At 62.4% G+C, this 26,662-nt stretch carries 24 protein-coding genes and 1 pseudogene; 16 read left to right on the top strand and 9 right to left on the bottom strand.

The features are described 5' to 3' along the window. Positions 1-6 precede the first annotated feature (6 nt). Entirely contained in the window at positions 7-1,272 is a 1,266-nt protein-coding gene (xseA, locus tag AC4CS3_RS02410; protein WP_490782105.1) for an exodeoxyribonuclease VII large subunit, read from the bottom strand. A gap of 374 nt (positions 1,273-1,646) precedes the next feature. Here xseA and AC4CS3_RS02405 point away from each other — a divergent pair, with 374 nt between their 5' ends. Continuing rightward, positions 1,647-2,525 (top strand): hypothetical protein, encoded by an 879-nt coding sequence (locus AC4CS3_RS02405; protein WP_490782040.1) that lies wholly within the window; start codon positions 1,647-1,649, stop codon positions 2,523-2,525. Further along, the gene (locus tag AC4CS3_RS02400; RefSeq protein ID WP_236812092.1) at positions 2,522-3,607 is read left to right on the top strand and encodes a 4-hydroxy-3-methylbut-2-enyl diphosphate reductase; all 1,086 of its coding nucleotides are present in this window, start codon (positions 2,522-2,524) and stop codon (positions 3,605-3,607) included. The genes AC4CS3_RS02405 and AC4CS3_RS02400 overlap by 4 nt, the downstream gene beginning before the upstream one ends. Before the next feature lie 48 nt (positions 3,608-3,655). On the opposite strand, the gene AC4CS3_RS02395 is transcribed toward AC4CS3_RS02400, so the two are convergent. Further along, positions 3,656-4,870: a DNA recombination protein RmuC gene (locus AC4CS3_RS02395; protein WP_490782039.1), complete on the bottom strand. Its 1,215-nt coding sequence runs from the start codon at positions 4,868-4,870 to the stop codon at positions 3,656-3,658. A 122-nt stretch (positions 4,871-4,992) separates the two neighbouring features. On the opposite strand from AC4CS3_RS02395, the gene ychF reads away from it, so the two are divergent. From ychF to AC4CS3_RS02380, 3 genes and pseudogenes are all read left to right on the top strand, one after another. After that, positions 4,993-6,078 carry a redox-regulated ATPase YchF gene (gene ychF, locus AC4CS3_RS02390; protein ID WP_234748400.1) on the top strand — a complete coding sequence of 362 codons (1,086 nt, stop codon included), beginning with the start codon at positions 4,993-4,995 and terminating at the stop codon, positions 6,076-6,078. Positions 6,079-6,284: 206 nt separating this feature from the next. Further along, positions 6,285-6,890 (top strand): annotated as a pseudogene (locus AC4CS3_RS02385) (hypothetical protein); the annotation flags it as partial. A gap of 30 nt (positions 6,891-6,920) precedes the next feature. After that, positions 6,921-8,129: an LGFP repeat-containing protein gene (locus AC4CS3_RS02380; RefSeq protein WP_490782104.1), complete on the top strand. Its 1,209-nt coding sequence runs from the start codon at positions 6,921-6,923 to the stop codon at positions 8,127-8,129. 70 nt (positions 8,130-8,199) lie between these two features. Here AC4CS3_RS02380 and AC4CS3_RS02375 read toward each other — a convergent pair whose 3' ends face one another. From AC4CS3_RS02375 to AC4CS3_RS02360, 4 genes are read right to left on the bottom strand one after another with little or no spacing between them, the layout of a single operon-like run. Beyond that, positions 8,200-8,724 carry an LGFP repeat-containing protein gene (locus AC4CS3_RS02375; RefSeq protein WP_490782038.1) on the bottom strand — a complete coding sequence of 175 codons (525 nt, stop codon included), beginning with the start codon at positions 8,722-8,724 and terminating at the stop codon, positions 8,200-8,202. A gap of 52 nt (positions 8,725-8,776) precedes the next feature. Further along, the gene (locus tag AC4CS3_RS02370; RefSeq protein WP_490782037.1) at positions 8,777-9,544 is read right to left on the bottom strand and encodes an SCO1664 family protein; all 768 of its coding nucleotides are present in this window, start codon (positions 9,542-9,544) and stop codon (positions 8,777-8,779) included. Then, positions 9,544-10,098 (bottom strand): DUF3090 domain-containing protein, encoded by a 555-nt coding sequence (locus AC4CS3_RS02365; protein WP_490782036.1) that lies wholly within the window; start codon positions 10,096-10,098, stop codon positions 9,544-9,546. The genes AC4CS3_RS02370 and AC4CS3_RS02365 overlap by 1 nt, the downstream gene beginning before the upstream one ends. A gap of 24 nt (positions 10,099-10,122) precedes the next feature. Beyond that, complete coding sequence (locus AC4CS3_RS02360; protein ID WP_490782035.1) at positions 10,123-10,815, bottom strand: histidine phosphatase family protein; 693 nt, start codon at positions 10,813-10,815, stop codon at positions 10,123-10,125. A 341-nt stretch (positions 10,816-11,156) separates the two neighbouring features. On the opposite strand from AC4CS3_RS02360, the gene AC4CS3_RS02355 reads away from it, so the two are divergent. The 3 genes from AC4CS3_RS02355 to AC4CS3_RS02345 all read left to right on the top strand — a co-directional run bounded on the left by AC4CS3_RS02355 (position 11,157) and on the right by AC4CS3_RS02345 (position 12,351). After that, complete coding sequence (locus AC4CS3_RS02355) at positions 11,157-11,438, top strand: type II toxin-antitoxin system RelE/ParE family toxin (protein ID WP_490782034.1); 282 nt, start codon at positions 11,157-11,159, stop codon at positions 11,436-11,438. Then, positions 11,425-11,727, top strand: a complete 303-nt coding sequence (locus AC4CS3_RS02350; RefSeq protein ID WP_234748386.1) for a HigA family addiction module antitoxin — start codon at positions 11,425-11,427, stop codon at positions 11,725-11,727. The genes AC4CS3_RS02355 and AC4CS3_RS02350 overlap by 14 nt, the downstream gene beginning before the upstream one ends. A 111-nt stretch (positions 11,728-11,838) precedes the next feature. Continuing rightward, positions 11,839-12,351, top strand: a complete 513-nt coding sequence (locus tag AC4CS3_RS02345) for a hypothetical protein (RefSeq protein ID WP_490782033.1) — start codon at positions 11,839-11,841, stop codon at positions 12,349-12,351. 13 nt (positions 12,352-12,364) lie between these two features. Here AC4CS3_RS02345 and AC4CS3_RS02340 read toward each other — a convergent pair whose 3' ends face one another. Next, a complete protein-coding gene (locus tag AC4CS3_RS02340; RefSeq protein WP_490782032.1) occupies positions 12,365-13,144 on the bottom strand; it encodes an alpha/beta fold hydrolase in 780 nt (259 codons plus the stop codon). Between the two features lie 237 nt (positions 13,145-13,381). On the opposite strand from AC4CS3_RS02340, the gene AC4CS3_RS02335 reads away from it, so the two are divergent. Both AC4CS3_RS02335 and AC4CS3_RS02330 read left to right on the top strand, forming a co-directional pair. After that, the gene (locus tag AC4CS3_RS02335; protein ID WP_490782031.1) at positions 13,382-14,995 is read left to right on the top strand and encodes a GNAT family N-acetyltransferase; all 1,614 of its coding nucleotides are present in this window, start codon (positions 13,382-13,384) and stop codon (positions 14,993-14,995) included. Positions 14,996-15,158: 163 nt separating this feature from the next. Beyond that, a complete protein-coding gene (locus AC4CS3_RS02330) occupies positions 15,159-15,389 on the top strand; it encodes a hypothetical protein (protein ID WP_490782030.1) in 231 nt (76 codons plus the stop codon). Positions 15,390-15,643: 254 nt separating this feature from the next. Here AC4CS3_RS02330 and AC4CS3_RS02325 read toward each other — a convergent pair whose 3' ends face one another. Continuing rightward, positions 15,644-15,847, bottom strand: coding sequence for a hypothetical protein (locus AC4CS3_RS02325; RefSeq protein ID WP_490782029.1), 204 nt, complete (start codon positions 15,845-15,847; stop codon positions 15,644-15,646). 283 nt (positions 15,848-16,130) lie between these two features. On the opposite strand from AC4CS3_RS02325, the gene AC4CS3_RS02320 reads away from it, so the two are divergent. The 4 genes from AC4CS3_RS02320 to AC4CS3_RS02305 all read left to right on the top strand — a co-directional run bounded on the left by AC4CS3_RS02320 (position 16,131) and on the right by AC4CS3_RS02305 (position 21,969). Then, positions 16,131-17,066, top strand: coding sequence for a hypothetical protein (locus AC4CS3_RS02320; protein WP_490782028.1), 936 nt, complete (start codon positions 16,131-16,133; stop codon positions 17,064-17,066). Positions 17,067-17,380: 314 nt separating this feature from the next. Next, entirely contained in the window at positions 17,381-19,156 is a 1,776-nt protein-coding gene (locus tag AC4CS3_RS02315) for an ABC transporter family substrate-binding protein (protein WP_441413904.1), read from the top strand. A 180-nt stretch (positions 19,157-19,336) separates the two neighbouring features. Further along, positions 19,337-20,878, top strand: coding sequence for an ABC transporter permease (locus AC4CS3_RS02310; RefSeq protein WP_490782027.1), 1,542 nt, complete (start codon positions 19,337-19,339; stop codon positions 20,876-20,878). Further along, positions 20,875-21,969: an ABC transporter permease gene (locus tag AC4CS3_RS02305; RefSeq protein ID WP_490782026.1), complete on the top strand. Its 1,095-nt coding sequence runs from the start codon at positions 20,875-20,877 to the stop codon at positions 21,967-21,969. The genes AC4CS3_RS02310 and AC4CS3_RS02305 overlap by 4 nt, the downstream gene beginning before the upstream one ends. Before the next feature lie 24 nt (positions 21,970-21,993). Here AC4CS3_RS02305 and AC4CS3_RS02300 read toward each other — a convergent pair whose 3' ends face one another. Beyond that, positions 21,994-22,620 (bottom strand): PH domain-containing protein, encoded by a 627-nt coding sequence (locus tag AC4CS3_RS02300; RefSeq protein ID WP_490782025.1) that lies wholly within the window; start codon positions 22,618-22,620, stop codon positions 21,994-21,996. A 79-nt stretch (positions 22,621-22,699) separates the two neighbouring features. Here AC4CS3_RS02300 and AC4CS3_RS02295 point away from each other — a divergent pair, with 79 nt between their 5' ends. Then, positions 22,700-24,547 (top strand): ABC transporter ATP-binding protein, encoded by a 1,848-nt coding sequence (locus tag AC4CS3_RS02295; protein WP_490782024.1) that lies wholly within the window; start codon positions 22,700-22,702, stop codon positions 24,545-24,547. Between the two features lie 415 nt (positions 24,548-24,962). Then, on the top strand, positions 24,963-26,645 hold the full coding sequence (locus AC4CS3_RS02290) for a peptide ABC transporter substrate-binding protein (protein ID WP_490782023.1): 1,683 nt from the start codon (positions 24,963-24,965) through the stop codon (positions 26,643-26,645). Positions 26,646-26,662 lie beyond the last annotated feature (17 nt).

Here is a 26,662-nt window from a genome sequence, read left to right as displayed (position 1 = left end):
TAGTCCTCATTGCTGGTGCTTGCTGGGTTGTCCGGCTGCAGCGGGGGCTCCGGAAGATACGGCGGCAAGGCGGCCTTCCGCCAACCGGAGGGTCAGCTCCGTGCCGTCAGGGGCCTGGTCAGGGCTCCGGACGACGTCGTGGCCGACCCCATCCGCTCCCGCGACCTGGACGACGGCGTACCCGCGGTCCAACGTTTTTTGGGGCGACAATGCCCTTACCTGGGCGCGGAGATGGTGCACCTGATCAAGTGCGCGGATAACAGCGGAGCTCACCGCGGTGTGGGCATGTTTCCGGAGCCGTTCGACATCGTCCTCCCGTATCTTGACCATTACTTCGGGGGACGCCAGCACAGGACGCGATCTTAGGGCGTGGAGTCGATCCGTTTCGCGGTCCACCAGGCGTCCAACGCCGCGACGTAGCTGCTCGCGGGCCTGACGCACCCTCGCCAATTCCTCGACGACGTCAGGGACGATCCTCTTCGCGGCGTCGGTGGGTGTGGATGCGCGAAGGTCAGCGACATCGTCCAGGATGGGATGGTCGGCTTCATGGCCGATCGCGCTGACCACAGGGGTGGCGGCTGCGGATACTGCCCGGACCAGATCTTCGTTGCTGAACGGAAGCAGATCTTCCAGGGCTCCGCCACCACGGGCGATCACGATCACATCCACGTGCGGATCGGCGTCGAGTTCCTTGAGCGCAGCCAGGATCTGGCTGACTGCGGTAACTCCCTGGACTGCGACTTCCCGGACGGCGAATTCGACGGCGGGCCAGCGAAGCGCCGCGTTGCGCAGGACGTCTTTCTTGGCGTCGGAATCGCGACCGGTGATGAGCCCGATCCGGTGGGGGAGCAGAGGAAGCCGCTTCTTCCGCGAGTCTGAAAACAGCCCTTCGGCGCCAAGGGCCTGGCGCAAGCGCTCGATTCTCGCGAGGAGATCGCCGAGGCCGACCGGGCGAATGTCCTTGATCGACATGTTGAGCCGGCCGGTCTTGAGCCAGAATTCGGGTTTCACCAAGGCCACGACGCGTGAGCCACGCTCAAGTGGCATCTTCTGGCGGTCCAGGACGTTGGACCACAGCGATGCGGGCAAGGAGATTTCGGCGTCGGTGTCCCGCAGCGTCACGAATGCGCTGCCGCCTCGCCGGTTGAGTTCGATGACCTGGCCTTCGATCCACGCAGCCGGGGCCCGTTCTATGTGGGTCTTGAGCTTGCGGGATAGCAGCTGCAGCGGCCAAGGATTGTCGGGACTTGTCTCCGACGCCGTCGCGGGCAGGGTTGACTCTGCCTTCGTGGATTCTTCTCCGGAGGACCCTTCGCCCTGGGCTCCCGGGTTCGGGAGTCCTGAAATCGGCAACGCCTGTGGCGCGCCGCCGGGTACGGCATCATAGGACACGCGGGTAGCCTCCTGCTGGTGGCTGGTGCATGGTTCCGTCCTCGCTGGTACGTTGCTAAGGGGTGCCGGAAGCACTGCTGCTTTCAGTGCTACTGGATTTTTGCTACCGAAAAGATTTTGCTATCGAAAAGACGGTGCTATCGAAAAGACGGTGGCAGGCTTCCAACTCTATCCATACCTTGTAGCATGCATGACCGACATTTACTCGTCGTCGCCCCGACCGGAACTGCTGCAGTCCAAACTTGAGGAATCCATTGCGCACGTTCGTCTCTGCAATCGCAGTGATCTTTGCCCTTCTGCTCACAGGAATCGCCGTCCCGATGGCATGGACGGACGCCAACGTCGTCCGGGAAGACGGGTTTGTGGCTCTCACCTCTCCGATCGGGAAGGACCAGGCGTTCCAGGCGCGGCTGGCGGCTACCGCCGTCGCAAGCCTTGAATCCAAAATCAATCTACCGGCGCCCGTGGAACAACTTGGCGCTTCGTTCCTCAAGGACGCCGCCACCGCGATGTCAACGTGGCCTGAATACCCGCAAGCATGGGACGAAACCGTACGCCGGAGCCACCAACTGAATTTCGCAGGCACTGCCGGCCCCGGGAACTCGACCGCGGGGACGTCCTTGGTGCTCGACGTCGGGCCTCTGGTCAGGCTCGCCGCTGACCGGCTGCACGCGGCAACCGGCCTCCCCATTGCGACGCCGGAATCCACCCTGATCAACATCGGCGGCCCCGCTCAGCGCCAGCAGGTAGATGCCATCGCCGCGTACGCGCCAATGTGGTGGATTCCCGGCCTCGGCGCCGTCCTGCTGTTTGCCCTGGGCTTGCTTTCCGCGAAGCGCAGGGGAGTGCTTCTCTTGTTCACCGGATTGGGCTTGGCCGCAGTCGCTGCGCTGTGGCAAGTGGCCACGACGGTACTCAAGGGCGCAGGCGATGCAGGACTGGGCGGAACCGCCACGGGCGGCCTCTTTGCGCGGGAGTTGGTGGCAGCTTCCGTCGACAATTTCACCGGTTGGATCACCATCGCCTGGATTGCCGCGGGAGTGTTTGCACTTCTCGGCCTGCTCGGTGCGATCTTCTCGCGCAAAGCCAGGCCGAGCGTGCGGGCGAACGCTGCCGGTAGCATGGAGGGATGACCAGCTCAGCAGTTTCCATTCCGATGCCCTCTATCCCGCGTAGGCGTCGGACGCCGGAAGAGGTGCTGGCCGCCGCTCCGGTCTCCGGCCCCAAACGAGTCCTGCTCGCGGCCCCCCGCGGATATTGCGCAGGCGTCGACCGCGCAGTCATCGCGGTGGAGAAGGCACTGGAACACTACGGGCCGCCGGTATACGTCCGTAAGCAGATCGTGCATAACGTGCACGTGGTCACCTCGCTGGAAGAGAAGGGTGCCATCTTCGTCGAAGAGACGGACGAGGTACCCGAAGGCGCGCTCGTGATCTTCTCAGCCCATGGCGTGTCCCCGGCTGTCGTGCAGTCGGCCGAAGACCGCGGCCTGCGCACCATCGATGCCACCTGCCCCCTCGTCACGAAGGTGCACCGCGAAGCCGTCCGCTTCGCCAAGGAAGATTACGACATTCTCCTCATCGGCCATGACGGTCACGAGGAAGTGGAAGGAACGGCGGGCGAAGCCCCGGACCACATCCAGATCATCAATGGTCCGCACGAAGTGGACAAGGTCAAGGTGCGCAATCCGGAGAAGACGATCTGGCTTTCGCAGACCACCCTGAGCGTCGACGAGACCATGGAGACCGTCCGGATGCTTAAGGAGCGGTTCCCCACGTTGCAGGATCCGCCCAGCGACGACATTTGCTATGCCACAACCAACCGCCAAGTGGCCATTAAGAAGATTGCCCCGCAGGCTGACCTCGTGATCGTGGTGGGATCTGCGAATTCTTCCAACTCCGTACGGCTCGTCGAAGTGGCGCTCGAGTATGGCGCCAAGGCCTCCTACCGGGTCGATTTCGCGAACGAGGTCGACGAGAGCTGGTTCGAAGGCGTGGCCACCGTGGGCGTCACCTCCGGCGCTTCCGTTCCCGAAGTCCTGGTCCAGGACGTTCTCCGTTTACTGGCCGACTACGGCTACGGTGCGGTTGAAGAGGTGGTGACGGCGGAGGAAGACCTGCTGTTCTCCTTGCCGAAGGAACTGCGCGCCACCCTCAAAGAGGCCGGAGACGTCACACGCGCCTTGGGCGGACGCGGGAACCGGCCGACGTCGTAGTCCGGTCCGGGCCCGTTTTGCCGGGCCCGGTCCACTGCGGGGCCGGTCCTAGGCCGCCGACTCTCCTTCGATCAGTTCGGGTGCGGCAAGGGTCCGCGGCACTGCTTCCACTGCGGACGGTGACACCAGGCCGTCTGTGTCCATGGAGTTGAGCTTCCGCGCCGTCGGCAAAACGCGTGCTTCGAGCGTTCCCACGAGTGCGTTGTAGCGATCCACCGAGGTCTTCAACGACGAACCCAGCTTGCCCACGTTGTCACCGAGGGTTCCCATGCGTTCGTACAGCTGCCGGGCGAGCTCGAAGAGCTCCCGGGCGTTGTCCGTCAGGACGTCCTGGCGCCAGGTGAAGGCGACAGACTTAAGTACTGCCAACAATGTGCCGGGGGACGCGAGCACTACGTTCCGGGACAAGGCGTGATCCAAGAGCGCGGGGTCCGCTTCGAGCGCAGCGGCCAGGATGGATTCCGCTGGCAGGAAGCAGATCACCATCTCGGGCGAGTTGCCCGGGATGTCCCAGTACTTTTTCGACCCCAGGGCATCAACGTGGGATTTGAGGGCTTTTGCATGTGCGAGGAGCAAAGCATCCGCGCCATTGCCCACAGACTGAAGGCCGTTGATGCTCTGGGTAGAGCTGCCCTGTTCCTGGGCGGCGAGGTAGGAGGCCAACGGAACCTTTGCGTCAACCACGAGCTGTTTTCCACCCGGCAACTGGACCACAAGATCCGGCCGGATGGCGTTGTCGACGGAAGCGGAATGCACCTGCTCGTGAAAATCGACGTGGCGCAGCATCCCTGCGGCTTCGACAACCCGGCGCAGCTGGACTTCACCCCACTGGCCCCTCGCGCTGTTGGACCGAAGGGCAGAGGCCAAGGCATGGGTGGAGCGCAGAAGTTGTTCATCGGAGAGCCGCGCTTCCTGGAGCTGCTGGGCGAGCTGGCCGTACTGCTCCAAACGATCCCGCTCCAGAAGTGAGACCTGTTGTTGTACGGCCGTCAACTTCTCGGCAACCGGGGCGAGCGCTCGCAACACGCTGCCATCCTGGTTCCTGGACTCGTTCAGTTCGCGGTTCTGTGACAACAGAAGCCGCCGTTCGGCGTCGGCGGCGGCATACTGGGCGTTCACCGCGGCAAGCCGGGCGGAGACGCCGTCGAAATCTTCTTCAAGCGCGGCAGTGCGGCGCCTAAACAGGAGGAAGCCAGCCACCACCCCGGCGGACGCTCCCAGAAGAAGCATGAACAAAGCGAGTATTACTGCAAAACCATCCATGTCTCCAACCTTGGCATAGGGGTCGGACAATATAGCGAAGCCGGCTCATGGCACCCGGGCGTCCGGTCCTGGGTTCTCCCCGCAAAGCGGAGAAGGGCACTCAACGGGTAGAATCAATGCTCGTGGCTCTTACTATTGGCATCGTCGGACTGCCCAACGTCGGCAAATCAACTCTTTTCAACGCACTGACCCGCAACCAGGTGCTGGCCGCGAACTACCCGTTCGCCACCATCGAGCCAAACGTCGGCGTCGTCAACCTCCCGGACCCGCGCCTGCAGAAGTTGGCGGAGGTCTTCGGATCGCAGCGCCTCCTGCCCGCCGTCGTCTCGTTCGTTGACATCGCCGGAATCGTCAAGGGCGCCTCGGAAGGCGAAGGCCTGGGCAACAAGTTCCTTGCGAACATCCGCGAAGCGGAAGCCATCGCCCAGGTCATCCGCGTCTTCGACGACCCCGACGTTGTCCACGTCGACGGCAAAGTCGATCCGCGCTCGGACATCGAGACGATCAACACCGAGCTGATTCTGGCCGATCTCCAAACGATCGAAAAGGCCATTCCCCGGATCGAAAAAGAAGTCAAGATCAAGAAGCGGGAAGCCGCGGAACTCGCAGCAATCCTGGCTGCCCAGGCTGTGCTGGAACGTGGCGACACGATCTTCTCCTCGGTCAAGAGCGACAAGCTCGAAATGGAGCACCTCAAGGAGCTCAGCCTCCTCACGGCCAAGCCCTTCATCTACGTCTTCAACTCGGACGAAGGCATCCTGGGCAACCCGGAAAAGCAAGAGGAACTGCGCGCAATGGTGGCGCCGGCGGATTGCATTTTCCTTGACGCCAAGCTGGAATCGGATCTCGTCGAACTCGACGAGGAAGAAGCCCGCGAGATGCTCGAGATGAACGGCCAGGACGAATCCGGCCTCGACCAGCTGGCACGCGTAGGTTTCCATACGCTCGGACTGCAGACCTACCTCACGGCCGGTCCCAAGGAAGCCCGTGCGTGGACCATCCACCGAGGCGACACCGCGCCGCAGGCCGCAGGGGTCATCCACACGGATTTCCAGCGCGGATTCATCAAGGCCGAAGTTGTCTCCTTCGATGACCTCATCGCCGCCGGATCCATGGCCGAGGCCAAGTCCCGCGGCAAGGTCCGCATTGAAGGCAAGGAATACGTCATGGCCGACGGCGACGTGGTGGAATTTAGATTTAATGTCTAGTTTCTGATCTCCCTGAAACGTTTTGCGATAGCCGCTAAGAACACGTGTTCTTAGCGGCTGTCCGTTTTTATGACCGCCCGCCTGGTCGAAAATGATGCTTCCTCTGACCTGGGTCCCTGTCACGGTGCGGGGTACTGGCGGCGGGCCCGGTGCCGTTGCGGCCCATCAGGTGCCCGCGCTCGTCAGATCGGTCCGGTTCCGTCCGGATGGACCTCATCCCCGAAAACCCATCAAGGACGTGTCTTCGTCCGCCGACTCCCTGCGTAGGATATCCTCCCCTGAGTGCCACCCGACAGAGGGGCATATCAGGGGGAGGATCACGCGTGCGCGCTATTCGGTTCCACAATCGGAGGACGGCCCGTATCCTCCTGTCTGCGTTAACCGCTAGTGCGGTCATCTGGGGTGGCGTGACGCCCCTCGCGGTCGCCGCGTCGTCACCCTCAGCGACAATCCCACCGACACAATCGCCGGCCGCAACCACGCCGCCGGCCCCACCCGTGAGCCCTGCGTCTTCTCCGGCCGCCGCTGGAACCACGACGCCCACATCCACCCCTCCGCTGTCGACGACGTCCGCCGCTTCAGCGCCGGACCTAACATTGACGACTTCCGCGCCGGCGGGTTTCGTGGTCTGCAGCGTTTTCGGGACGTGGTACTCGACTTCAGCCGCCGCGGGCTACGGTCAGCCCATCGCGGAACAAGTTTGCCCGACGGTCGATTTCTGCTCGCAGGAATTCCAGAACGGGACCGCGTATTGGCAGCCGAGTTTCGGACCTCACGGAGTCCTCAAATCGTCTCCTGTCGGTTTGAAATATTTCGCCGACGGCGGGTATGCAACATACGGGATGCCAGACCGTGACAACATCCACTTTGACGGGGCCTCCTCCATCGGAATTCCGGAGTCGGACCAGCAAGGCTTCGAAAACGCGATCATCGTGGTGCCGAACGGCGCGGCCGCATTCACCCTGAGTCGCCATACAGAGATCGTTATGAGCCTCGACTCCCAGGGCAGTTCCCCGAGCCCTCAATGGGTCTCCCCGATCACGTGCGGCCTGCCCCCCAAAGGAGGCTGCGCGGCACAAACTCTGGCCGCACCAAACGACCCCTCAGCACCCGTCGTCCGCCGTAACTATGAATACCCCGCCATGAACCTCAGCCACATCGACCTCCCCGGCCAAGTCTGGAAGCGTTGGAACGCCCTCGGAGCCGAAAACAGCTGGCTGGGTGCCCCGCAGAGCGTCGGATGTTCCTGGCAACTACCGGCCGGTTATTGCGAGACGCCGTTCCAGAACGGGGTCATGCTCGCGAACGCATCGAGCGCCGTCACCATGAGAGGTGCGATCCTCCAGTGGTGGAAAATGTCAATCGGCCCCAACAGCGTGGGGATACCGCTCGGCGACGAGCGGTGCGGGCTCGCGCAAAACGGGTGCCAACAGGATTTCCCCGGCCTCAGCCTGACGTGGACCGCTGGCCTCGGAATCCAGACCGTCAAGGGGGCAATACGGGACAAGTGGCGGTACATGGGAGCGGAGGCGAGTCGTCTCGGCTACCCGACGGGACCCGAGACATGCTTTTCGTGGATCGTCGACAACGTCGACAAATCGGGCTGTTATCAGTGGTTCCAAGGTGGGATCATCTGGTGGTCCCCGACCTCGGGAACTCACGTCGTGTGGGGCGCGATCATGCGCGCCTACGAGCGCGCCAACTGGGTGTGGCGGGACTACAACTCGTCCGGCTACCCCATGCAGATGATCGGCTACCCGATCAGCGACGAAAATTGCACAGGGCCCGGAGGCGGGTGTTACCAGTGGTTCGAGAATGGCATCATCTGGTGGTCTCCCACCACCGGCGCCCAGCGCCTCATGAATGGCGACAAGAAGGTATATGAGTCGCTCAACTGGGCATGGGGACGCCTTGGGTACCCGACGACCGAAGAGCTCTGGTGGAACGATTACACCGCCTACCCGAGGTACTACTGGGGCACCCGCCAGTACTTCGAGCACGGCTACCTCACCTGGACCAGCGGCTATGGCACAACGGTCACGTACTACTGAGATTTTCTCATCGGGTTCCTCGTACTGCCGGTGAGCGCCGAACGCCCGTGCCGGTGAAGCGAGGAGACTTTTACAGACGAGCCCAGATGTAGGTGACCCACCATCCCGTCGGCGTCCAGTGGATCACGCCGCCCTCGTAGTTCTGGGCTACAGCACCTCCCGGGCCGGTCGCGTACTCATTGCTGGTCGGGTACCCGAGGGTGCCGTTCTCGAAACCGGTGGAGCCCCAGATGGAGCGGGTCCCGCCGGAGGAGACGAAGCCACCGGTCGCGGGGGACCAGATGATCGCCCCTTTCTGGTAGTTCTGGTACACGCCGCCGTTCCGAAGCCCGGCGATCTCGTCGGTGACCGGGCAGCCCAGGCGCCCGTTCTCGAATCCGGTTTCAGCCCATTTGCTGCGGATGGCACCCATGGTCAGGTGCGCCCCGGAAGCTGGGGAGTACAGGATGCAGCCGACCTGGTAGCACTGGAAGGAGCCGCCGTACTTGAGCCCGGAAACCTCCGGGCTGGTCGCGGTCCCGATCGAACCGTTGTACGAGGCAGCCTTGGCCCCGATCGGGGACTTCGACGCCGGCGCGGCAGGAGGGTTGGTCATCGGCGAATCGACCCCCGCCCCAAGCCGAGCGCTCCATGCCGGCCCAATTCCCTTAGAACAGCGGCCAGGGCACCGCTGACATCTCGCCGCTCGGAGCCGGAAACCGCCCTGCCAAGCGCAACCGGGCGCAGCGCGCGGCTAGGGATGCGATTTCTTCGGCGCTGAGCAATTCCGCCAGGTTTCGGCCCAGCCTGCCGTGGAGTCCTTCGCTGACACGATCGATGCCCTCGCATTCCTCGGGGGTCAGGGGGTCTCCCAGCCATCCCCACAGCACCGTGCGCAGCTTGTGGTCACGGTGAAAGGTGAGCCCATGGTCCACGCCGTGCCGGTGTCCGTCCGTCATGGCAAGAATGTGGTCCCCCTTGCGGTCGGCGTTGTTGACGACCGTGTCGAACACCGCCATGCGTCTGAGCGCTGGCGAGTCTTCGTGAACGAGGGCGACCATCCGTCCGTTCTCATCTCGTCCCTCGAGAACGTGTTTCCAGCCCGTCTCGGGCACGTGGTCTGTCGCGACCAGGTTCACGGCATTTTGGGCGGGGTCTTGCTCCTGCCAGAGCTGCACCATTCCTTCGCCCATCGGACCATCGCGCAGCCAGGTGTGCGGCACGATGTCCCAGCCGAAGGCCTGCGAGACAAGGTAGGCGGCCACCTCCCGGTGTGCCAGGGTGCCGTGGGGAAAGTCCCACAGCGGAGTTTCGCCTGCTATCGGCTTATAGACGACCACCACGTCGCCGATGCGGCCCAGAAATGTAGCGTTTGAAGCCGTCGTGATGCGGCCGGTGAGCGTCAGCTCGGCGGTCACTAGGTCCGGCGTTGGCATCAGACCTCGGGAAGGGTGCAGATGTGCCCGTCGGCGTCTATGGGGTAACCGCAGAGCGGGCACGTCGGACGCCCGGCGCCCACGATCTCACGGGTGCGCTTGGCGAATGCGCGGGCGGTGCCGACCGGCATTCGCACGAGCAGCATTTCGGACTCGTTAGCGCCGTCCTCATCAAGAGATGCGTCGTTGTCATCAGCATCGACATCGGTGATGGGGTAGGCCTCAAGTACGACCTGGGCGGTGGACGGGTCCCAACCCAAGCTCATGGCACCGGTGCGGAACTGCTCCTGAACGGCGTCGAGCTGGTCATTGTCGACAAGTTCAATGGGGGTACCCGTGGGAACGCTGAAAGGGTTGCCCTCGACGGTGATCAGCTGGTCGAGAATTTCGTCGATCTTCTCCGCGAGCAGGGCCGACTGCTGTTTCTCCAGGGCGACACTCACGATCTGCGTCCCTGCGCGCACCTGCAGGTAGAACGTGCGCGCCCCCGGAAGGCCAATGGTGCCGACGACGACCCGATCAGGCCAGGCAAACTCGTGAACACGTGTAGGCATGTCAGTATTCTAGGCACATGAGGTTCAGGGCGCCTTTTGCCCTGCACCGCCGCCCACCGGCGCATCGCCGGTGGGGATGCCGTTCGACAGCCACGACAGATCACCCGCGTCGGTGTTGGTTGCGTAGACGCTCGGCCGGCTAGCGCCGTAGCGCACGATCGATACGGAGCCGGGGCCTACGGTAATACGCTGGAACAGGTCAAGGTGCATGCCGAGCGCGTCGGCAAGGATTGACTTGATGATGTCACCGTGACTCACCGCCACCCACACCGCCCCTGGCCCGTACTCGGCTTCGAAGGCTGCATCGTGGCGTCGAATCGCTGCCACCGACCGAGCCTGCATCGCGGCCATGGATTCACCGCCGGGAAAGACGACGGCGGACGGTTGGGACTGCACCACCGGCCACAGTTCCTCGGTCGCGAGATCACTGAGCGTGCGGCCCTGCCACTGGCCGTAATCGCACTCGGTGAGATCGGGATCGACCGGCGCGTACGGCGTGCCAAACTGGCGATCGAGGATGAGCTGGGCGGTCTGCTGACAACGCTCAAGCGGGCTCGACACCACCGCGACCAAGGGCACGGCCGCGAGTCGGTCTCCGGTCAGAGCCGCCTGGTCGCGCCCGACCTGGTCCAGGCTGACGGCGACCGCCCGCCCGGCCAGCAGCCCGGTGGCATTGGCTGTAGTGCGGCCGTGCCGCACGAGGATAACTGTTGCCATCCACCCAGCCTAACCACCCGCTCGCTGCGGTGGAGCCGATATTTACGCCGTCCTATCCGGCACGGGGTAGACCAGTGCGACTTCGCCGACCGGACGCCTGCTGCCCACGGCGAGCACGGCGTTTACATCCTGGTCAGGTGCCCGGTCCTTCGTCGATGGCCGAGCCCCAGCATTCAGCAGGCGGGGAATCGGGGGCTCGGATGGTCCACAGCGAACCGCTTCCTCCTCCGGATCTTGCGCGCAGCCCAACGTCGTGCCGAGACGCTTCCCTGTGACGGAACGAGGTGGGGCTCCGATTTAACGTCTAGCGTTATTAACGCTGTGCGTTATATCCTGATGTCATGATCGGGTCGTTCGGGAGCGAAGACACCGAACGACTGTGGCGTCGTGAGCATGTGGCTTCGATGGATTCACGGATCCTTCGGTCCGCCCTCCGCAAGCTTCGCCAGGTGGGTTCCGCGGAGTCGATCGAGGATCTCCGCGTTCCGCCGGGGAACCGGCTCGAAGCACTGAAAGGTGACCGGGCCGGTCAATACAGCATCAGGATCAACGACCAGTGGCGGATCTGCTTCAGGTGGACAGACGCTGGACCAGAGGAGGTGGAGATCGTTGACTACCATTGACTATCTTGCGCCGATTCACCCAGGTGAAGTTCTCATGGAGGATTTCATTGAGGGTTTCGGCATCACGCAGAACAAGCTCGCCGTGGCGATCCATGTGCCGCCGCGCCGAATCAATGAGATAGTGCACGGCAAGCGTGCGATCACAGCCGACACGGCACTACGTCTCGGCAAGTATTTTGGAACGTCGGCTCAGTTCTGGCTCAACCTGCAGACGCATTACGATCTCGACGTTGCCGAAGATCGTGCGGCTGGGCAGATCGCGGCCATCACGCCTCTCAAGGTCGCGTGAACAAATCGGTGCGGCTGGTCATCGACATGCCGGTACAGTTCATCTCGCGAGTTATCCACATAACGCAACTCAGCCGTCCTGCGCAGCTTGCGCTTTGGCAATACTTGGTGAATGGGAATCAGATATTACGCATATGCATTCGACGGCGACCTCACTGAACAGGTGCTTTCCGACCCGATGACCTTCGTGTCGGTCGATCCGCTTGCTGATGCTTGGGGCCTTGACCCTGGTGTCGGGACCAGTGGTACCACCTTCGAGCAATTGATATCTGAGCGCGACATGCTCTATCTGGACAAGGCATGGCGGCATCTGCAGGTTCTCACGGCCCCATTGGGGGCGGCCATGGCGGCGCGACCCGCTTTTCGTATGTTTGAAGGCAACGTGACCATGCATGGCGAAGGTTGGGATCCGTGGGTAAGGGCCTTGACTCCGTCCGAGGTTTTGGCGATTGCTCAGGACTTGGACGATATCTCTGATGCGGAGGTGAGGCTGCGGTTGCCGGATTCGCCATGTGTCGATCGGGACCTTGACGTCGAGTATGCCGTTGGCTATCTTCGACGGGCTCGGGTCTTCGCCACCAATCTCGCCGACGAGGGGCGCGGCATGGTCTACCTGATCGGGTAACGATCATCCTGTCTTAACCCCAACGGGCGACATCCTGGCTCAGAATATCGGGCCAGGTTTCGACATCTCGCGGGGTGCGGGCCACCGTCAGTGTTGCTTGGGGGAGCAGAGCGGCAAGGGATTCCGCGGTTGACAGCGGGTGGCCCGGATCATCGACCCACGCCAGGATTGTCGTCGGTACGTCGATTCGCGCGACGACCCCAGGGGCAGGAAGATCGCTGAGTGCCGCGCCTCGAAACACTGAAGGCAATAGGGTGTCGTCGACGTCGGGCCCCGTCTCCGGCGCACCGATTGTGGCCGGCGGCGGAGTTGCTCCGCGGGTGGTGGCGAGGAACGCCTCGACACCAGCAGACTCGATGAGCGCCGCGGCAACCCGGTAGTTTGCGGCCTGTGCAGCCCGGGTTTCCCACGCCGTGGGTGGCACCATGAGCGTGAGCCCGGTAAAGCGGTCTGGCTCGCGGGAAGCGGCGTGCAAGAGTGTGCCTGTGCCCATGGAGGGACCGACTCCGTGGACACGTTCGCCAGGGAACCAGTGATCGAGGAGTCGCAGGAGGTCGTCGGCTAGGTTTTGCCATTGATATTCGTCGGGAACCTTCCGCCCCGTGGACCGGCCATGGCCGCGTGCGTCGTACCGCAGCAGTCGAGTTCCACTAAGCCCTCGGCCGAGGTCAAGGTTGAGCAGCCGATCGTGCGCCCGGCTTGAGGTGAGGCCATGCAGTTGGACAACCGGGTGTCCGCCTTCGTCGCTCAACGCAACCGAAAGCTCGGCTCCGGGAACCTCGAAAGTGGGCATCAGGCTCCTCGTTTCGTGACTGACCGCGTCCTGTCGAGCAGTCGCGTTGAACATTCAGGCTATCTGGGGCGATAGGATACTGCCATGCGGCTGACCAACGTCACGCACCTGCGCCTACCATTCGGACGACTTTGGGGCTACGACGTCAGTGTGTCTGCGCTCGGCCGACGTCTTCCAGTGTCCTTTGACCAGCGGCTCCATGTGGGAGCGGGCTCCCGGCCCGGCTCCTGGATGGCAATGTCCTTTCGCCTGCCTACGCCAACTCGTCGCGAGTCGATTGCCGAAGCCTGGCTGGCTGTCATCGCCCGTCACGGCACACTGCGAACCGCCTTCGTGCCCGGTGCGGATGGTGATCCGGAGCTTCACGAAATTGATATTGCTCCTGGAACCTGGGTGGAGCATCAGGTGTCTCCTGGCCAGGCGGTCAATGACGCGGTGCGGGACATTCTCGATGCCGCATGTTCGCCATACCAACAGCCCTCACACCGGCTGTGCGTATTGGAGACTGCTGCCGGACTCACGGTGGTGATTGCAGCCGACCACGCCCACGTCGATATGTGGTCGATGCTGGTGATCGCGCGGGACCTGCTGTCGGCCCTCGATGCTGGGAAGGCAGGCCGTGAACCGTTGCCCGGGCCAGTGCCGGCCTTTGTCGAACACACCCAAGCACTGCTGGATCGGAATACCGCGCCGGACCACGTGCGTCACCGATGGGAAGACATCATCGGGGACAGCGGCGGCGTCATGCCGCAATTCCCCCTGCCCCTGGGTGCGTCCGATCCGCAGCGCGAGCGTGTAGAGGTCCGCGATGTGTTCGATCTCGACGACGGTGCCGCCTTTGCCGCACAGGCCCGCAACGACGGTGTCTCGACGCTCGCGCTCGCTGTCGTTGCGATGACAGCGGTGACCCGCGAGTTAGCCGGAACCCCGCTGCGAGCCGTTTTTCCCGTGCACAGCCGCTTCGACGATAACTGGCATGACTCAGTCGGCTGGTTCATTACCAATTCGGTACTTGAGTCCGGGGTCGCCGAGCCGCGCGCTGCAGCTGCCGCGGTAAAAGAGGCTGTGCAGCTTGGCTCGTGGCCGCTCGCGGACGTGCTGGCTCCATGGGGCGGCATGCCCGTAGCTCCTGGTATGTTCGCGATCTCCTGGCTGGACCTGCGCAGACTACCGGTGCGAATCGACTCCGTGGGACTCGACGCCCAGTATGTGAGCGCGACAATCGACACCGACGGCGTCATGCTTTGGTTCATCCTGGACGAGTCCGGTCTGCACCTGAGATGCCGTTATCCCGACACTGTTGAGGCTCGAGCCAACGTCGGCGGATGGCTTGATCTGCTGGTCGCTCGGTTGCAGGCAGATGCGCGATCCTCGGTTCGAGGACTGCTGCGTCTGGCGGGCCGGACCTTCAGGCTGGAACGGGCGAGCCGCGATGATGTTGAGGCCATCGCCGCCCTGCTGTCGGATGATCAGTTCGGTCCCGATCGTGAGTGCGTCGAGCTCGAACGATACGAAGCGGCCTATAACCTGGTTGTTCGCGACAACTCCAACTATCTGGGGGTTGTCCGCGATGATTCCGATTGCATCGTTGCCACGATGCAATTGACCGTCATTCCAGGTCTTTCCCGGGGTGGTTCTTCCCGGCTTCAGATCGAGGGACTGCGAGTTGCGGCTGCGGAGCGTTCACATGGATTGGGCACCGCGATGCTTGAGTGGGCACACGATTTTGGGCGTGCGCGTGGCGCGCAACTGGCACAGGTGACCACCGACGAAGCACGGGAACGGGCTCGAGCTTTCTACACACGCCTCGGATATCGGACCGCCCACGTAGGGCTGAAACGGCGCCTGTAGGCACCTTCTCAGCGCCTCCGCCTCGTCGGTGAGTTTCGAGTAGGCATGGGTCCAGCCCTACGACTGACGGCAGCGTCTTTAGACATTCCAGTGATAGTGGCCGTTTTTGTCGGCGCCTTTGCCTCCGCAGACGTAAGTCCGGCCGTTTGCGGCAACTCCTTGCATGCCGACGTCGGCATTCGGGCAAAAGGCTCCAGGGATGATTCCTTGGACGGTGGTCGGCGCTGGGGGTTGCGGAGCAGCGGGGACAGGGTCCGCTGGTGCGGCTGGTACAACCGGCTCCGGCGCCTGTACTGCGGGTGCCGGTGCCGCCGGGGCTGGTGCGGCGGGAGCTGGTACGACGGCGACCGGCGCCGCCGACGGCGGAGCAGCGGCTGCCGTCGTGGGGGCCTGAGCAGAAGGCGACGGCGAAGAAAAAGTCGGACTGGCGCTGAAGCTTGGCGACGCGGTGGACGTAATCACCGCTGTTTGGCTTGGTAAGTTTCGTACTTCTGAAGCCGGTGCGCCGCACGCGGCAAGCGCCAAGCCGACGGCTACCCCGATAAAGGCACGCCGAATGAAGCGGGTTGAGACCATGATTCCCCCAAATAGACCAGTGAATTGATGACAGACTAAGCCTGCGTGCGGGGGAAAGCGAGACTAACCGGGTTAGTCGGTTTTCGGGTACCAGACGACGGTCGCGGGCTCGCCGTCATCGGACTCGATAGCAGGTTCGTCGGTTATCGGTTGGCCGTGCGCCAAACCAGACCATTGGTACTCTCCGCCGGGGTGAATCTCCGGGAAGTCCGATACCTCGCCCTCGCTGCGTTCTTTGTCGCGGGGACCGCCCTCATACGTGAATTTTTCGCCCATAAACCCCAAAGTAGACCCCAAGCCGATGCGTGGATACCACTGGACCATGCAAGCGGCTCGTGAACCCCGTCGGGGTCTATTCGGTCACCCGATGCAAATGCCCGACGCCGGGCTGCAGCTTTGTTGCCGTGGCGCCTCGTCAAACTGGGCTACCAGGGCAACTTTGGAATATGGTTTGCCAAGAATGGCTTGACGAGAGCAATCGTGCCGCCATTTTGCAGGCTGCGCGACGAAGCTCGAGCCGGCCGGAATGATCCGAAAAATCAAATAGGGGGACAACTTCATGAAGCTGAAATCGACAGTAATCGCTGCGGCAGTCACGTTAGCGCTGGCGCTCGTCGGGTCGGAAGCGCAGGCAGCGCCTCCGCAATCCGTCGAAGCGTCACGTAATGCCCAGGTGGCCGCATCTATCTACGGCCCGAGCGGCGCCATTGGAGACTACTGGAACACGAACTCGGGCTGGTACTGGTACGGTCAGCCGACAAACTCCGAGTACGGCGCCTGGGACGGAAGCGGCTGGAGCGCCCAGGACTTCGAGCAGGGCACGATCGTCTGGAGCCCGCGGTTCGGGACGTACGGCGTGCGGGGAGCCATTTACCAGGACTGGAGTGGGGATGGAGGCGCCTACTTTGCTCACGCAGGCCTGCCGAAGACCGAGGAGCACGACGTTCCTGGCGGCCGCGTCCAGGACTTCACCAGTGGCTGGATCCTTTGGTCGCCATGGTCGGGCGCCCACCCGGTCCGCGGTGGCATCGCCGGTTCATGGTGGAATGCGGGCGGTCCATCGTCAGCCCTCGGCTATCCCCTGGAAGCAGAAGGCTACGCATACCGCAACGGCGCGAGCCAGAAGTTCCAGCGGGGATATTACTACTGGTCTGCCGGAACAGGAACACATTCAGTGCGCGGTGGCATCCTCGGACGCTGGGACGCCATGGGCGGCGTCTACCAGTACGGATATCCGCGGACCGAAGAAATCTGGGCCCCCGGTGGCACCTACCAGCTTTTCGAGGCCGGAACTGTCGTTTGGAACGGTGCGGTGGGCAACTCGTTCGGTGTTGACGGTGGCATCGGCTCTGCATGGTGGAACAACGGCGGGCCTAACGGACGGTTGGGACTGCCTCGAACGGGCGAATATTATTCCGGATTCGGAGTCTGGGCCCAATCTTTTGACCATGGGACCGTTTATTGGTCCTCAACCCGAGGGACCTGGATCGGCTAGCGCAGCAGGCGGCCCCGGGCCGGAGCTCGCGCCAAACACGCTTCAGTGATGGGGAATTAACTGACAAGAGCCCCGATTCGCCGTCAATCGGGGCTCTTCTCATATTGGCGCGGATCACGGAACCACTAGGACGTCCTTCAATGATTGCATCTCGATAACAAACTTTACCGGCGGGAAACTTTAGACCCAAAGATCCGTTCCGGGCGCTAGGCTACTGCTCATGTGAGACGAGCCACAAGCCTGCTGAGGGGGTTGTGGCAGTCTGCCGGAGTCAACAGCGCCGGCTTTTTCCACTCAAAAAAATAGGAGGCGGAATGCGTTTCGGACGTACTTCCAAAGCAGTGGGTATTGCGGCAATCGCCGCGATCGCACTGAGCGCCTGTGCCGGCAATTCCGGTGGCAATACCCCATCCACCGGAGCAGCCAAGACGGGTGGCACGGCCACTGTGGTCGAGGTCAACGCTTTCAACACGTTCAACCCCAACACAGCCGACGGCAACACTGACATCAACTCCAAGGTCAGTTACGCAACGCACTCGGGCTTCTACTACATCGACAACAAGCTGAACGTCGTTCACAACGACAAGTTCGGCAAGATGGAGAAGGTCTCGGACAACCCGCTGACCGTCAAGTACACCATCAACGATGGTGTGAAGTGGTCTGACGGCACCCCGGTCTCCGCAGCTGACCTCCTCCTCCAGTGGGCGGCCTTCTCCGGCTACTACGACGACGCCGATCCCAAGGCAAAGACGGGTACGTCCTATTTCTCCTACGCTGGTGACAACACGGGCCTCAGCCTGACGGACTTCCCGGAGATCAGCAACAACAACAAGACCCTCACGCTCAAGTACTCCAAGCCGTTCGCTGACTGGGAGATCGTGCTTGGTGGTCCCGGCATTGACGTTCCTGCCCACGTCCTCGCGCAGAAGGCCGGCCTGAAGGACACCCAGGCCTTGATTGACTTCTTCAAGAGCAAGCCGCGCGGAGACTCCAAGGCCCCGCTTCCCGCCGACGCGAAGCTGAAGGCAATGTCGGACATGTGGAACACCGGCTTCGACACGAAGACGCTTCCCGCTGACCCGACCCTGTTCCTCTCAAACGGTCCTTACATCGTCAAGAGCATGAACCAGGACCAGTCCCTCACGATGGTCCGCAACAAGGACTACAACTGGGGACCGACTCCAAACCTTGACGAAATCACCGTCAGGTACATCGGTTCGGCACCGGCCCAAGTGCAGGCCCTCAAGAACGGCGAGGCGGACATCATTGCCCCGCAGGCTTCCGCGGACACTCTCGAACAGTTGAAGGCACTCTCCAGCCAGGGCGTCACTGTCGATCAGGGCAACCAGCTGGCCTTCGACCACTTGGACTTGAACTTCTCGGGTCCGCTGGCCGACCAAAACGTACGTACCGCCTTCATGAAGACGGTGCCCCGCAAGGACATCGTCAGCAAGATCATCGGCAAGCTTGACCCGAACGCGAAGCCGCTGGACTCGCAGATCTTCGTTCCCCAGCAGGCTGCCTACGCTGACTCCGCCAAGAACAATGGCTCCTCGGCCTACCAGGACGTGGACATTGATGGAGCCAAGAAGCTCCTGAACGGCGCTACTCCGGAAATCCGCATCATGTACAACAAGGACAACCCCAACCGTGTTGACGCTTTCTCGCTGATCCGCGAATCCGCCACCAAGGCGGGCTTCAAGATCGTCGACGGCGGCCTGGGCAAGTCCGACTGGGGCAAGGCCTTGGGCAAGGGCGGCTACGATGCCACCATCTTCGGTTGGATCAACCCGGGCGTCGGTGTCTCCGGCGTTCCGCAGATCTTCAAGACCGCTGGTGGCAACAACTTCAACCAGTTCAGCAACACTGACGCTGACAAGTTGATGGAAGAGCTCGTGGTCACCACCGACCGCAGCAAGCAGGACGATCTCCAAAAGCAGATCGACAAGAAGATCTGGGACAGCTCTTACGGTGTGCCGCTCTTCCAGTCCGTGAACGTGGACGCCTACAGCGACCGCATTACCGGTGTGAAGCTCATGCCGAACCAGACTGGCGTTTGGTGGAACTTCTGGGAGTGGGCTCAGAAGTAAGGCTCAACTAGCGCGCAATATCGCCAGCCGAGGCGCCGGGACCGACGTACCATGGTCCCGGCGCCTTCGGGTTGGCGGACCGGCACATTGTCTGCTTCCCCACCGACCTCAAGCAGGGAAGGGGCACGATTCTGCGATAGGCGCCGGAGATCCCGGGCCTGGATTTCGAGGTTCTTCACCATGGTGACCTATATCGTCCGGCGGCTCGTAACCGCCGCATTCATACTCCTTGGAGCATCCTTCCTGGTGTATCTCCTGACGGCGTTGTCCGGAGACCCCTTGGAAGAGCTCCGCACCAGCAGCGCGCCGAACCGGCAAGCACTGATGGACGCGCGAATCAATCTGCTAGATCTCGACACACCGGCGCCGCTGCGCTATTTCAAGTGGTTGGGAGGCGCCGCCCAGTGTCTGGTTCCCTTCGGCAACGCCTGCAATCTCGGTAAGAACATCGCCGGACAGCCAATCACGGAGGCGCTCGGCTTCGCGCTGGTCCAAACCCTGACACTCGTTACCGGTGCGACAATTCTTGCGATCCTCATCGGCATTTCGCTCGGCATCGTGACGGCACTCCGCCAGTACAGCGCGTTGGACTACGGGGTAACCTTCATGGCGTTCCTGTTCTTCTCCTTGCCGATCTTCTGGGTAGCCGTTCTCCTCAAGGAATTCGGTGCCATCGGCTTTAATGACTTCCTGCGAAATCCGGAAATACCGCCGGTCGTGGCTCTTGGAATCGGGGCCGTCCTGGGCATCATCGGGGCCGTCGTCGTCGGCGGTGCGGTGAAGCGTCGACTGATCGTCGGAGGCTCGGTCTTTGCGGCCGTTTCGCTTATTCTCTTCTACTTCTCGCTGACCCAATGGTTCCGCAATCCGGGTCTGGGGCCGGTCATCATCGCCATCATGGGCGTGGGAATCGCCTTCGGAATCACGATATTGGTTTCCGGACTCAAAAACCGCAAGGCCCTGCAATCGAGCCTGATCGTGGTGGGCATCGGCGTGGTTGCCTACTTCGCTGTGCAGCCGCTGCTCAATGACGCGACCGGGCTCATGATCTTCCTCCTGGCAATCGCCACCATCTTGGTTGGCGTCGCGGTGGGGTACTTTATGGGCGGTTACGACCGCGGCCAGTCCATGCGCGCGGCAGGACTGACCGCCTTCCTGGTCGGGTTCCTGGTGGTCGTGGACAAATTCATGCAGGCTTGGCCGTCCTACTTCAACAACAGCCGGGTGCGCGGGCGTCCGATCGCCACGATCGGGGCCGGAACCCCGAACATCCAGGGCGATTTCTGGATCATGTCGACAGACACCTTGACCCACCTCATCTTGCCGACGATTGCCCTCATCCTTGTGTCGCTGGCCAGCTACACCCGGTTCACACGCTCGTCGATGCTCGAAATCATGAACATGGACTACATCCGGACTGCGCGGGCAAAGGGCCTGAGCGAACGTTCCGTGATCATGGGCCACGCCTTCCGGAACGCCCTGATCCCGATTGCAACGATCGTCGCCTTTGACATCGGTGCGTTGATCGGTGGTGCCGTGATCACGGAAACGGTCTTCTCCGTTCGGGGCATGGGTTTCCTGTTCATCGACGGATTGCTGCACACTGACCCGAACCCGGTCATGGGCGTGTTCCTTTGTGTTGCAATCACCGCCATGGTCTTCAACCTGATAGCGGACCTCGCGTACTCCGCGCTCGACCCACGCGTAAGGATCAAAGCATGAGCCAGCCAACCCAAGAGGAAGAACTCCTCGCGCAACAGGCGCTTGCCGAAGCTGCAGCCACCCACGCAAGCAGCGAAGTTACCAGCGGCCTGAGCCAGGGCCAGATTGTCCGCAAGAGGTTTTTCGGCCACACCGGCGCCCTGATCGGGCTCGCGGTTTTTGCAGTGATCTTCCTGCTTGCTTTCACCTCGGTGGGCGCATTCGGGATTCCCGGATGGTGGAAGTACAACCATGTGGATGTTTCACCTTTGGTCAATGACGGCGTCCCCACCTCCTCGTTTTGGCCGCTCGCTTGGGGAGAGCACCCCTTTGGCCAGGACCGCATTGGACGCGATCTGTTTGCCATGACCATGCGCGGTGCGCAACAGTCCATTACGGTCATGGTCCTGATCGGCGGCATCGCGGGCGCGGTCGGCGCAATCGTCGGGGGACTCGCCGGCTATTTCCGCGGCTGGGTCGAAGCCATCCTCATGCGCCTCACCGATGTCATCATCATCATTCCGTTGCTGCTCCTCGCGGCCGTTGTTGGCCAGATAGCCAACCGCAGGGATGAGGGAAGCTGGCTGACCGGATTTGCCGCCAACAACGGCGTCGTCGTCCTCGGCATCTTTCTCGGCTTTGTGAGCTGGGTGGGCCTCGCCCGCCTGGTCCGCGGTGAGTTCCTGACCCTGCGCGAGCGGGAGTTCGTAGACGCAGCCAGGATCTCCGGAGCGTCCAACGCAAGGATCATCTTCAAGCACATCCTCCCCAACGCCGTCGGTGTGCTGATCGTCAACGTGACGCTGACCATGTCCGCGGCGATCCTGCTCGAGACGGCCCTCAGTTACTTGGGCCTCGGCGTGAAGGCTCCCGACACCTCGCTCGGCCTGCTGGTTGCCCAGAACCAAGAAGCGTTCGCCACGAGGCCGTGGCTGTTCTGGTTCCCAGGCCTATTCATCATCCTCATCTGCTTGAGCATCAACTTCATCGGAGACGGCCTGCGGGACGCCTTCGATCCGCGGCAGAAGAAGTTCAAAGCCAAGACCGCCGTCGAAACCACGCGCCACTCGAGCACGACGGCGCCGGTTGCCGACGCCTCGAAAGGCGGCTGAGTGCTACCCGTCCAGGGAAACCTCCTAAAGGAAGACCGCCCAGTAACTGGCCGCGGCCAGGACTACCGTGGCTGCTATCCGGAACCATCCGATGGCAACGGTCACCGAAGCGTCTTCAGCCCGGCCGGGTTCCACGCGTCCGGCCTCTACGAGGTCCTGCCAACGGGTGCGCACGAGGATCGCCGCGGCGCCGGAATCGGTGTTCTTGAGATCACCGGGGCGAACCGAGCTGCTGGGGCCGTAGGTGGTGCCCGGGAGTCCTTTGAGGTGCTCTGGGCGGGCATTGCGCCCACCCCAGATTCCCGGCGCGGGAGCAGCCCACGCCGGATACTTCTTGCGGGGTGTCACCAGCGTGAGGGCGTAGCGGGTATCAACCTGCACCAGGGCATCCCACGGAACATCGATGGTCCGGAAGGGATTCTCCAGCGCGACGCCGGAATCGCGGACCACCACAACCGGGCGCCAGAAGAGCAACCAGCCAAGAAACGCTACGAAGAGCAGGGGAGTGGCTCCGGGAAGGGCTCGCGGTCCGGCTGCCACGAGCGTAACGACCACTCCGAAAACGGCAACTGCCCAGCAGATCCAAGCAAACATCTTGCTGGTGCGGGCCTTGAAGATTTCTACATTTCCGGCATACGGCACTCTGCTCATGCCCCTAATAATTCAGGATTCCGGGCTACTTCACTAATCACCCCTTGGAGGGTGGCCCGGTCGGAAGGGAAGACCCAACATGACTGACAACGCCAGCCCCGAACCGGAGGCCACCCACCTCGAGACCGAGTCGGATAAGAGCGCGCGCGGGGCCATGGTCCTGGAAGTACGAGATCTCAGCGTCGACTTCGGTGTGGACAAGAAATGGGTCCCTGCCGCCATTGGACTGAACTACGAGGTCCGGGCCGGCGAGGTCCTCGCGATCGTCGGTGAGTCGGGTTCCGGCAAGAGCGCAAGCTCCATGGCACTGCTTGGCTTGCTGCCCAGCAACAGCCGTGTTCGGGGGAGCGTCAAGCTCTCGGGCAAGGAGCTGCTGGGTGAGAAGTCAGGCAACATCCGGGAAGTCCGGGGCAAGGATGTCGCGGTCATCTTCCAGGAGCCCATGACCGCGCTCAACCCTGTGTACACCGTGGGTACACAGATAGTGGAGACGATCAGGCTGCACAACTCGATTTCCCCCGATGAAGCCAGGCAGCGGGCCTTGCGCATGCTCGAGCTGGTGGAGCTGCCGGACCCGGAGAAGGCCTTCAAGTCGTATCCGCACCAGCTCTCCGGCGGCCAGCGGCAGCGAGCCATGATCGCGCAGTCATTGTCCTGCGATCCCAAACTCCTGATCGCAGACGAACCCACCACTGCCTTGGATGTGACTGTCCAGGCTGAAATCCTGGATCTGATGCGGAACCTGCGCAACAAGCTGGACAGCGCCATCGTCCTGATCACGCACGACATGGGCGTTGTGGCCGACCTCGCCGATCGAATTGCCGTGATGCGCCAGGGCGTCATCGTGGAGAGCGGCACTGCCCAGCAGATCTTCAGTAACCCGCAGCACGAATACACGCAGGCTCTTCTCGCTGCTGTTCCCCACTTGGGACAGGGTGCTGACAGCGCCGACGTCGACGTCACCGCGGCATTGGCTGCCGCTACCCACGCTGAGCTGGAATCGGTCGATCACGATGAGCTGGTCCGCCGGGAACTCGAGAACCAGGCTGCTTTGAAGGCAGCGGCGGAAGAAGCAGCCAAGCCCAAGGGCCAGCCCGTGCTTGAACTGATCGACGTGGCCATCGAGTACCCCAAACAGGGCCGGGTTCCCGCGTTCCGAGCCGTCGAGGGGGCCAACCTCGTGATCTACCCCGGCCAGGTGGTAGGCCTTGTCGGCGAGTCCGGGTCGGGCAAAACAACCATTGGACGCGCCGCCGTCGGGCTCTTGCCTGTAGCCGCGGGCAGCATGCGTGTGGTGGGGCAGGACATTTCCGCCGCGAAGCGGAACGGAAAGCAACTGCACGAGGTGCGGCGGGACATCGGCATGGTGTTCCAGGATCCGTCGTCGTCGTTGAACCCGCGGCTGCCCATCGGCGAAAGCATCGGCGAACCGATGTACCTCGCCGGGGTCGCCAAGGGCGTCGATCTGCAGAAACGGATTGAGACCCTCCTGGACCAGGTGGAACTGCCGCGTGGCTACCGCAACCGGTATCCGCATGAATTGTCAGGTGGCCAGAAGCAGCGCGTCGGCATTGCCCGGGCGCTGTCCCTGCAGCCCAAGCTCATGGTCGCGGATGAGCCGACGTCGGCGCTCGACGTTTCGGTGCAGGCAAAGGTCCTGGAACTCTTCCAGAACCTGCAGAGGGAGCTCGGATTCGCGTGCCTGTTCGTCACGCACGACCTCGCCGTGGTTGATGTGCTCGCAGACCGGATCTGCGTGATGCAGCGGGGCCGGATCGTGGAACAGGGGACCCGGGAGCAGATCCTTCGCAATCCGCAGGAGCCGTACACGCAGAGGCTGCTGGCAGCGGTGCCGCTTCCGGACCCTGAGAAGCAGCGTGAGCGTCGGGAACTGCGCGCCCAGCTCATGGCCGCCGGGATCGAGTAGCAACCCGGAGCAGTTCGCGGCTGCTGCCGCAACCGCAAAAGAGTCCCTGTGGCCATTGGCCGGCGGGGGCTCTTTTTCGTGGTTGTTTGAGGCGCCGGGTGTGTCTATTGTACCCCTTTGGGGTGCCAGAAATAACCCTACATTCCGGGGAAAGATAGGGGACAGGCATGTCGAGTCTAGCAAGGGAACACCCATTGCGTGAAATGACTGCTTCATTTACTTGAAATGACTGCTTCATTACTAAAACTGTCAAGTGCACACTTCGCTGTTCATGCCAATGGGATTCCATATTTCGGACAAGGTGTGGTTAGGATTACACATCCATGTAGGCCGCGTCACAGGATAATTCTGTGTCCGGCCCCGGGGGCAGCTATGAGTTGCCCCGACCCATCCCCCTGAATCCATAGGAGGCGGAATGCGTTTTTCGCGCACTTCCAAAGCTCTTGGCTTGCTGGCAGTCGCCGCACTTGCCCTCACCGGATGCGGCAGCTCTGGCTCCGGAAGCAGTGGCCCGACCGCTGCCGGCGATCCGAACAAAATCATCACCGCATACAGCAATGAACCCCAGCACCCCCTGATCCCTTCCAACACCAACGAGGTGTACGGTGGCCGCGTTGTCGACCTGCTGTTCGAAGGCCTGACCAGCTACGACGCCAATGGCAAGTCCGTGAACGCACTCGCGGAATCCATTAACACGAGCGACGGCCAGAACTACACCATCAAGGTCAAGAAGGGCGCCAAGTTCACTAACGGCGAGGCGGTCACCGCCAAGAGCTTCGTTGATGCTTGGAACTTCGCCGCACTGAGCACGAACGCCCAGTCCAGCAGCAGCTTCTTCGAATCCATCGAAGGCTACGACGCAGTCAGCGCCGTAACGAAGACCAAGGGCGCGGACGGAAAGTCAACGTCGACTCCCGCACCGACCGCCCAGACCATGTCCGGCCTGGTGCTGAAGGACGACTCGACCATCACGGTCAAGCTGGCCCAGCCGGAGGCCGACTGGCCGCAGCGCCTCGGCTACTCCGCCTTCATGCCGCTTCCGGCCGACGCCCTCAAGGACCCGAAGGCCTTCGGCGAAAACCCGATCGGCAACGGCCCGTACAAGATGGCAGCCAAGGGTGCCTGGCAGCACGACAGCCAGATCGCCCTCGTCAAGAACCCGGACTACCAGGGCACGCGTATGGCCAAGAACGGCGGCGTGACCTTCAAGTTCTACACCGACCCGGCTCCGGCTTACACGGACGTCCAGGCCAACAACCTTGACGTTACCGACGTCCTGCCGACGAACGCGCTGAAGACCTACACCACGGACTTCCCGGACCACAGTCTCAACAAGGCTTACGCCGGCAACGCAACCCTGAACATCCCGAACTACCTGCCTGAGTTCCAGGGACCCGCCGGCCAGCTGCGCCGCCAGGCCATCTCGATGGCGATCAACCGCGATGAGATCACCAAGGTTGTCTTCAACGGCACCCGCATTCCTGCGAAGGACTTCACGTCCCCGTCCATCGATGGCTACAACGCCAACGTGACCGGCTCCGACGTTCTGAAGTTCGACGCCGCGAAGGCCAAGGACCTCTGGACCAAGGCAAACGCCATGAGCCCGTGGCCCGCCGACAAGGTTCTTCAGCTCGCGTACAACACCGATGGTGGCAACAAGGAATGGATTGACGCCGTTGCCAACAACCTCAAGAACAACCTCGGCATCAAGGCAGAAGGCCAGCCGTTCGCCAAGTTCGCCGAGATCCTGAACCTCCGCACGGCCAAGACCCTTCCGGGCTTCACCCGCGCCGGTTGGCAGGCAGACTACCCGTCGCTGTTCAACTTCCTCGGCCCGCTGCTGAAGACCGGAGCCAGCGCCAACTACGAGGGTTACAGCAACCCTGAGTTCGACAAGCTGCTGACCGAGGGCCTGGCTTCCAAGTCCACGGACGACGCCAACAAGAAGTTCACCCAGGCGCAGGAAATCCTCTTCAAAGACCTTCCGAACCTGCCCCTGTGGTACCAGGCACGCCAGGCTGTATGGAGCCAGAACGTTAGCAACGTTGACTCCGGCTGGAACGGCGTCCTGCTGTACTACAACATCACCGCAAAGTAGTCCTACTGGACTTGTTC

Source organism: Arthrobacter sp. SE2, from assembly GCF_058244265.1.
The sequence above is the reverse complement of the archived record's forward strand: the minus strand, read 5'-3'. Positions and strand labels throughout refer to the sequence as shown.

Coding starts and splice junctions, on each gene's coding strand:
- AC4CS3_RS02400 (WP_236812092.1), top strand. CDS start 2,522: ATGACCAGCTCAGCAGTTTCCATTCCGATGCCCTCTATCCCGCGTAGG.
- AC4CS3_RS02395 (WP_490782039.1), bottom strand. CDS start 4,870: ATGGATGGTTTTGCAGTAATACTCGCTTTGTTCATGCTTCTTCTGGGA.
- AC4CS3_RS02380 (WP_490782104.1), top strand. CDS start 6,921: ATGCCAGACCGTGACAACATCCACTTTGACGGGGCCTCCTCCATCGGA.
- AC4CS3_RS02375 (WP_490782038.1), bottom strand. CDS start 8,724: ATGACCAACCCTCCTGCCGCGCCGGCGTCGAAGTCCCCGATCGGGGCC.
- AC4CS3_RS02370 (WP_490782037.1), bottom strand. CDS start 9,544: ATGCCAACGCCGGACCTAGTGACCGCCGAGCTGACGCTCACCGGCCGC.
- AC4CS3_RS02365 (WP_490782036.1), bottom strand. CDS start 10,098: ATGCCTACACGTGTTCACGAGTTTGCCTGGCCTGATCGGGTCGTCGTC.
- AC4CS3_RS02360 (WP_490782035.1), bottom strand. CDS start 10,815: ATGGCAACAGTTATCCTCGTGCGGCACGGCCGCACTACAGCCAATGCC.
- AC4CS3_RS02355 (WP_490782034.1), top strand. CDS start 11,157: ATGATCGGGTCGTTCGGGAGCGAAGACACCGAACGACTGTGGCGTCGT.
- AC4CS3_RS02345 (WP_490782033.1), top strand. CDS start 11,839: ATGGGAATCAGATATTACGCATATGCATTCGACGGCGACCTCACTGAA.
- AC4CS3_RS02340 (WP_490782032.1), bottom strand. CDS start 13,144: ATGCCCACTTTCGAGGTTCCCGGAGCCGAGCTTTCGGTTGCGTTGAGC.
- AC4CS3_RS02335 (WP_490782031.1), top strand. CDS start 13,382: ATGTCCTTTCGCCTGCCTACGCCAACTCGTCGCGAGTCGATTGCCGAA.
- AC4CS3_RS02330 (WP_490782030.1), top strand. CDS start 15,159: ATGCCGACGTCGGCATTCGGGCAAAAGGCTCCAGGGATGATTCCTTGG.
- AC4CS3_RS02325 (WP_490782029.1), bottom strand. CDS start 15,847: ATGGGCGAAAAATTCACGTATGAGGGCGGTCCCCGCGACAAAGAACGC.
- AC4CS3_RS02320 (WP_490782028.1), top strand. CDS start 16,131: ATGAAGCTGAAATCGACAGTAATCGCTGCGGCAGTCACGTTAGCGCTG.
- AC4CS3_RS02315 (WP_441413904.1), top strand. CDS start 17,381: ATGCGTTTCGGACGTACTTCCAAAGCAGTGGGTATTGCGGCAATCGCC.
- AC4CS3_RS02310 (WP_490782027.1), top strand. CDS start 19,337: ATGGTGACCTATATCGTCCGGCGGCTCGTAACCGCCGCATTCATACTC.
- AC4CS3_RS02305 (WP_490782026.1), top strand. CDS start 20,875: ATGAGCCAGCCAACCCAAGAGGAAGAACTCCTCGCGCAACAGGCGCTT.
- AC4CS3_RS02300 (WP_490782025.1), bottom strand. CDS start 22,620: ATGAGCAGAGTGCCGTATGCCGGAAATGTAGAAATCTTCAAGGCCCGC.
- AC4CS3_RS02295 (WP_490782024.1), top strand. CDS start 22,700: ATGACTGACAACGCCAGCCCCGAACCGGAGGCCACCCACCTCGAGACC.
- AC4CS3_RS02290 (WP_490782023.1), top strand. CDS start 24,963: ATGCGTTTTTCGCGCACTTCCAAAGCTCTTGGCTTGCTGGCAGTCGCC.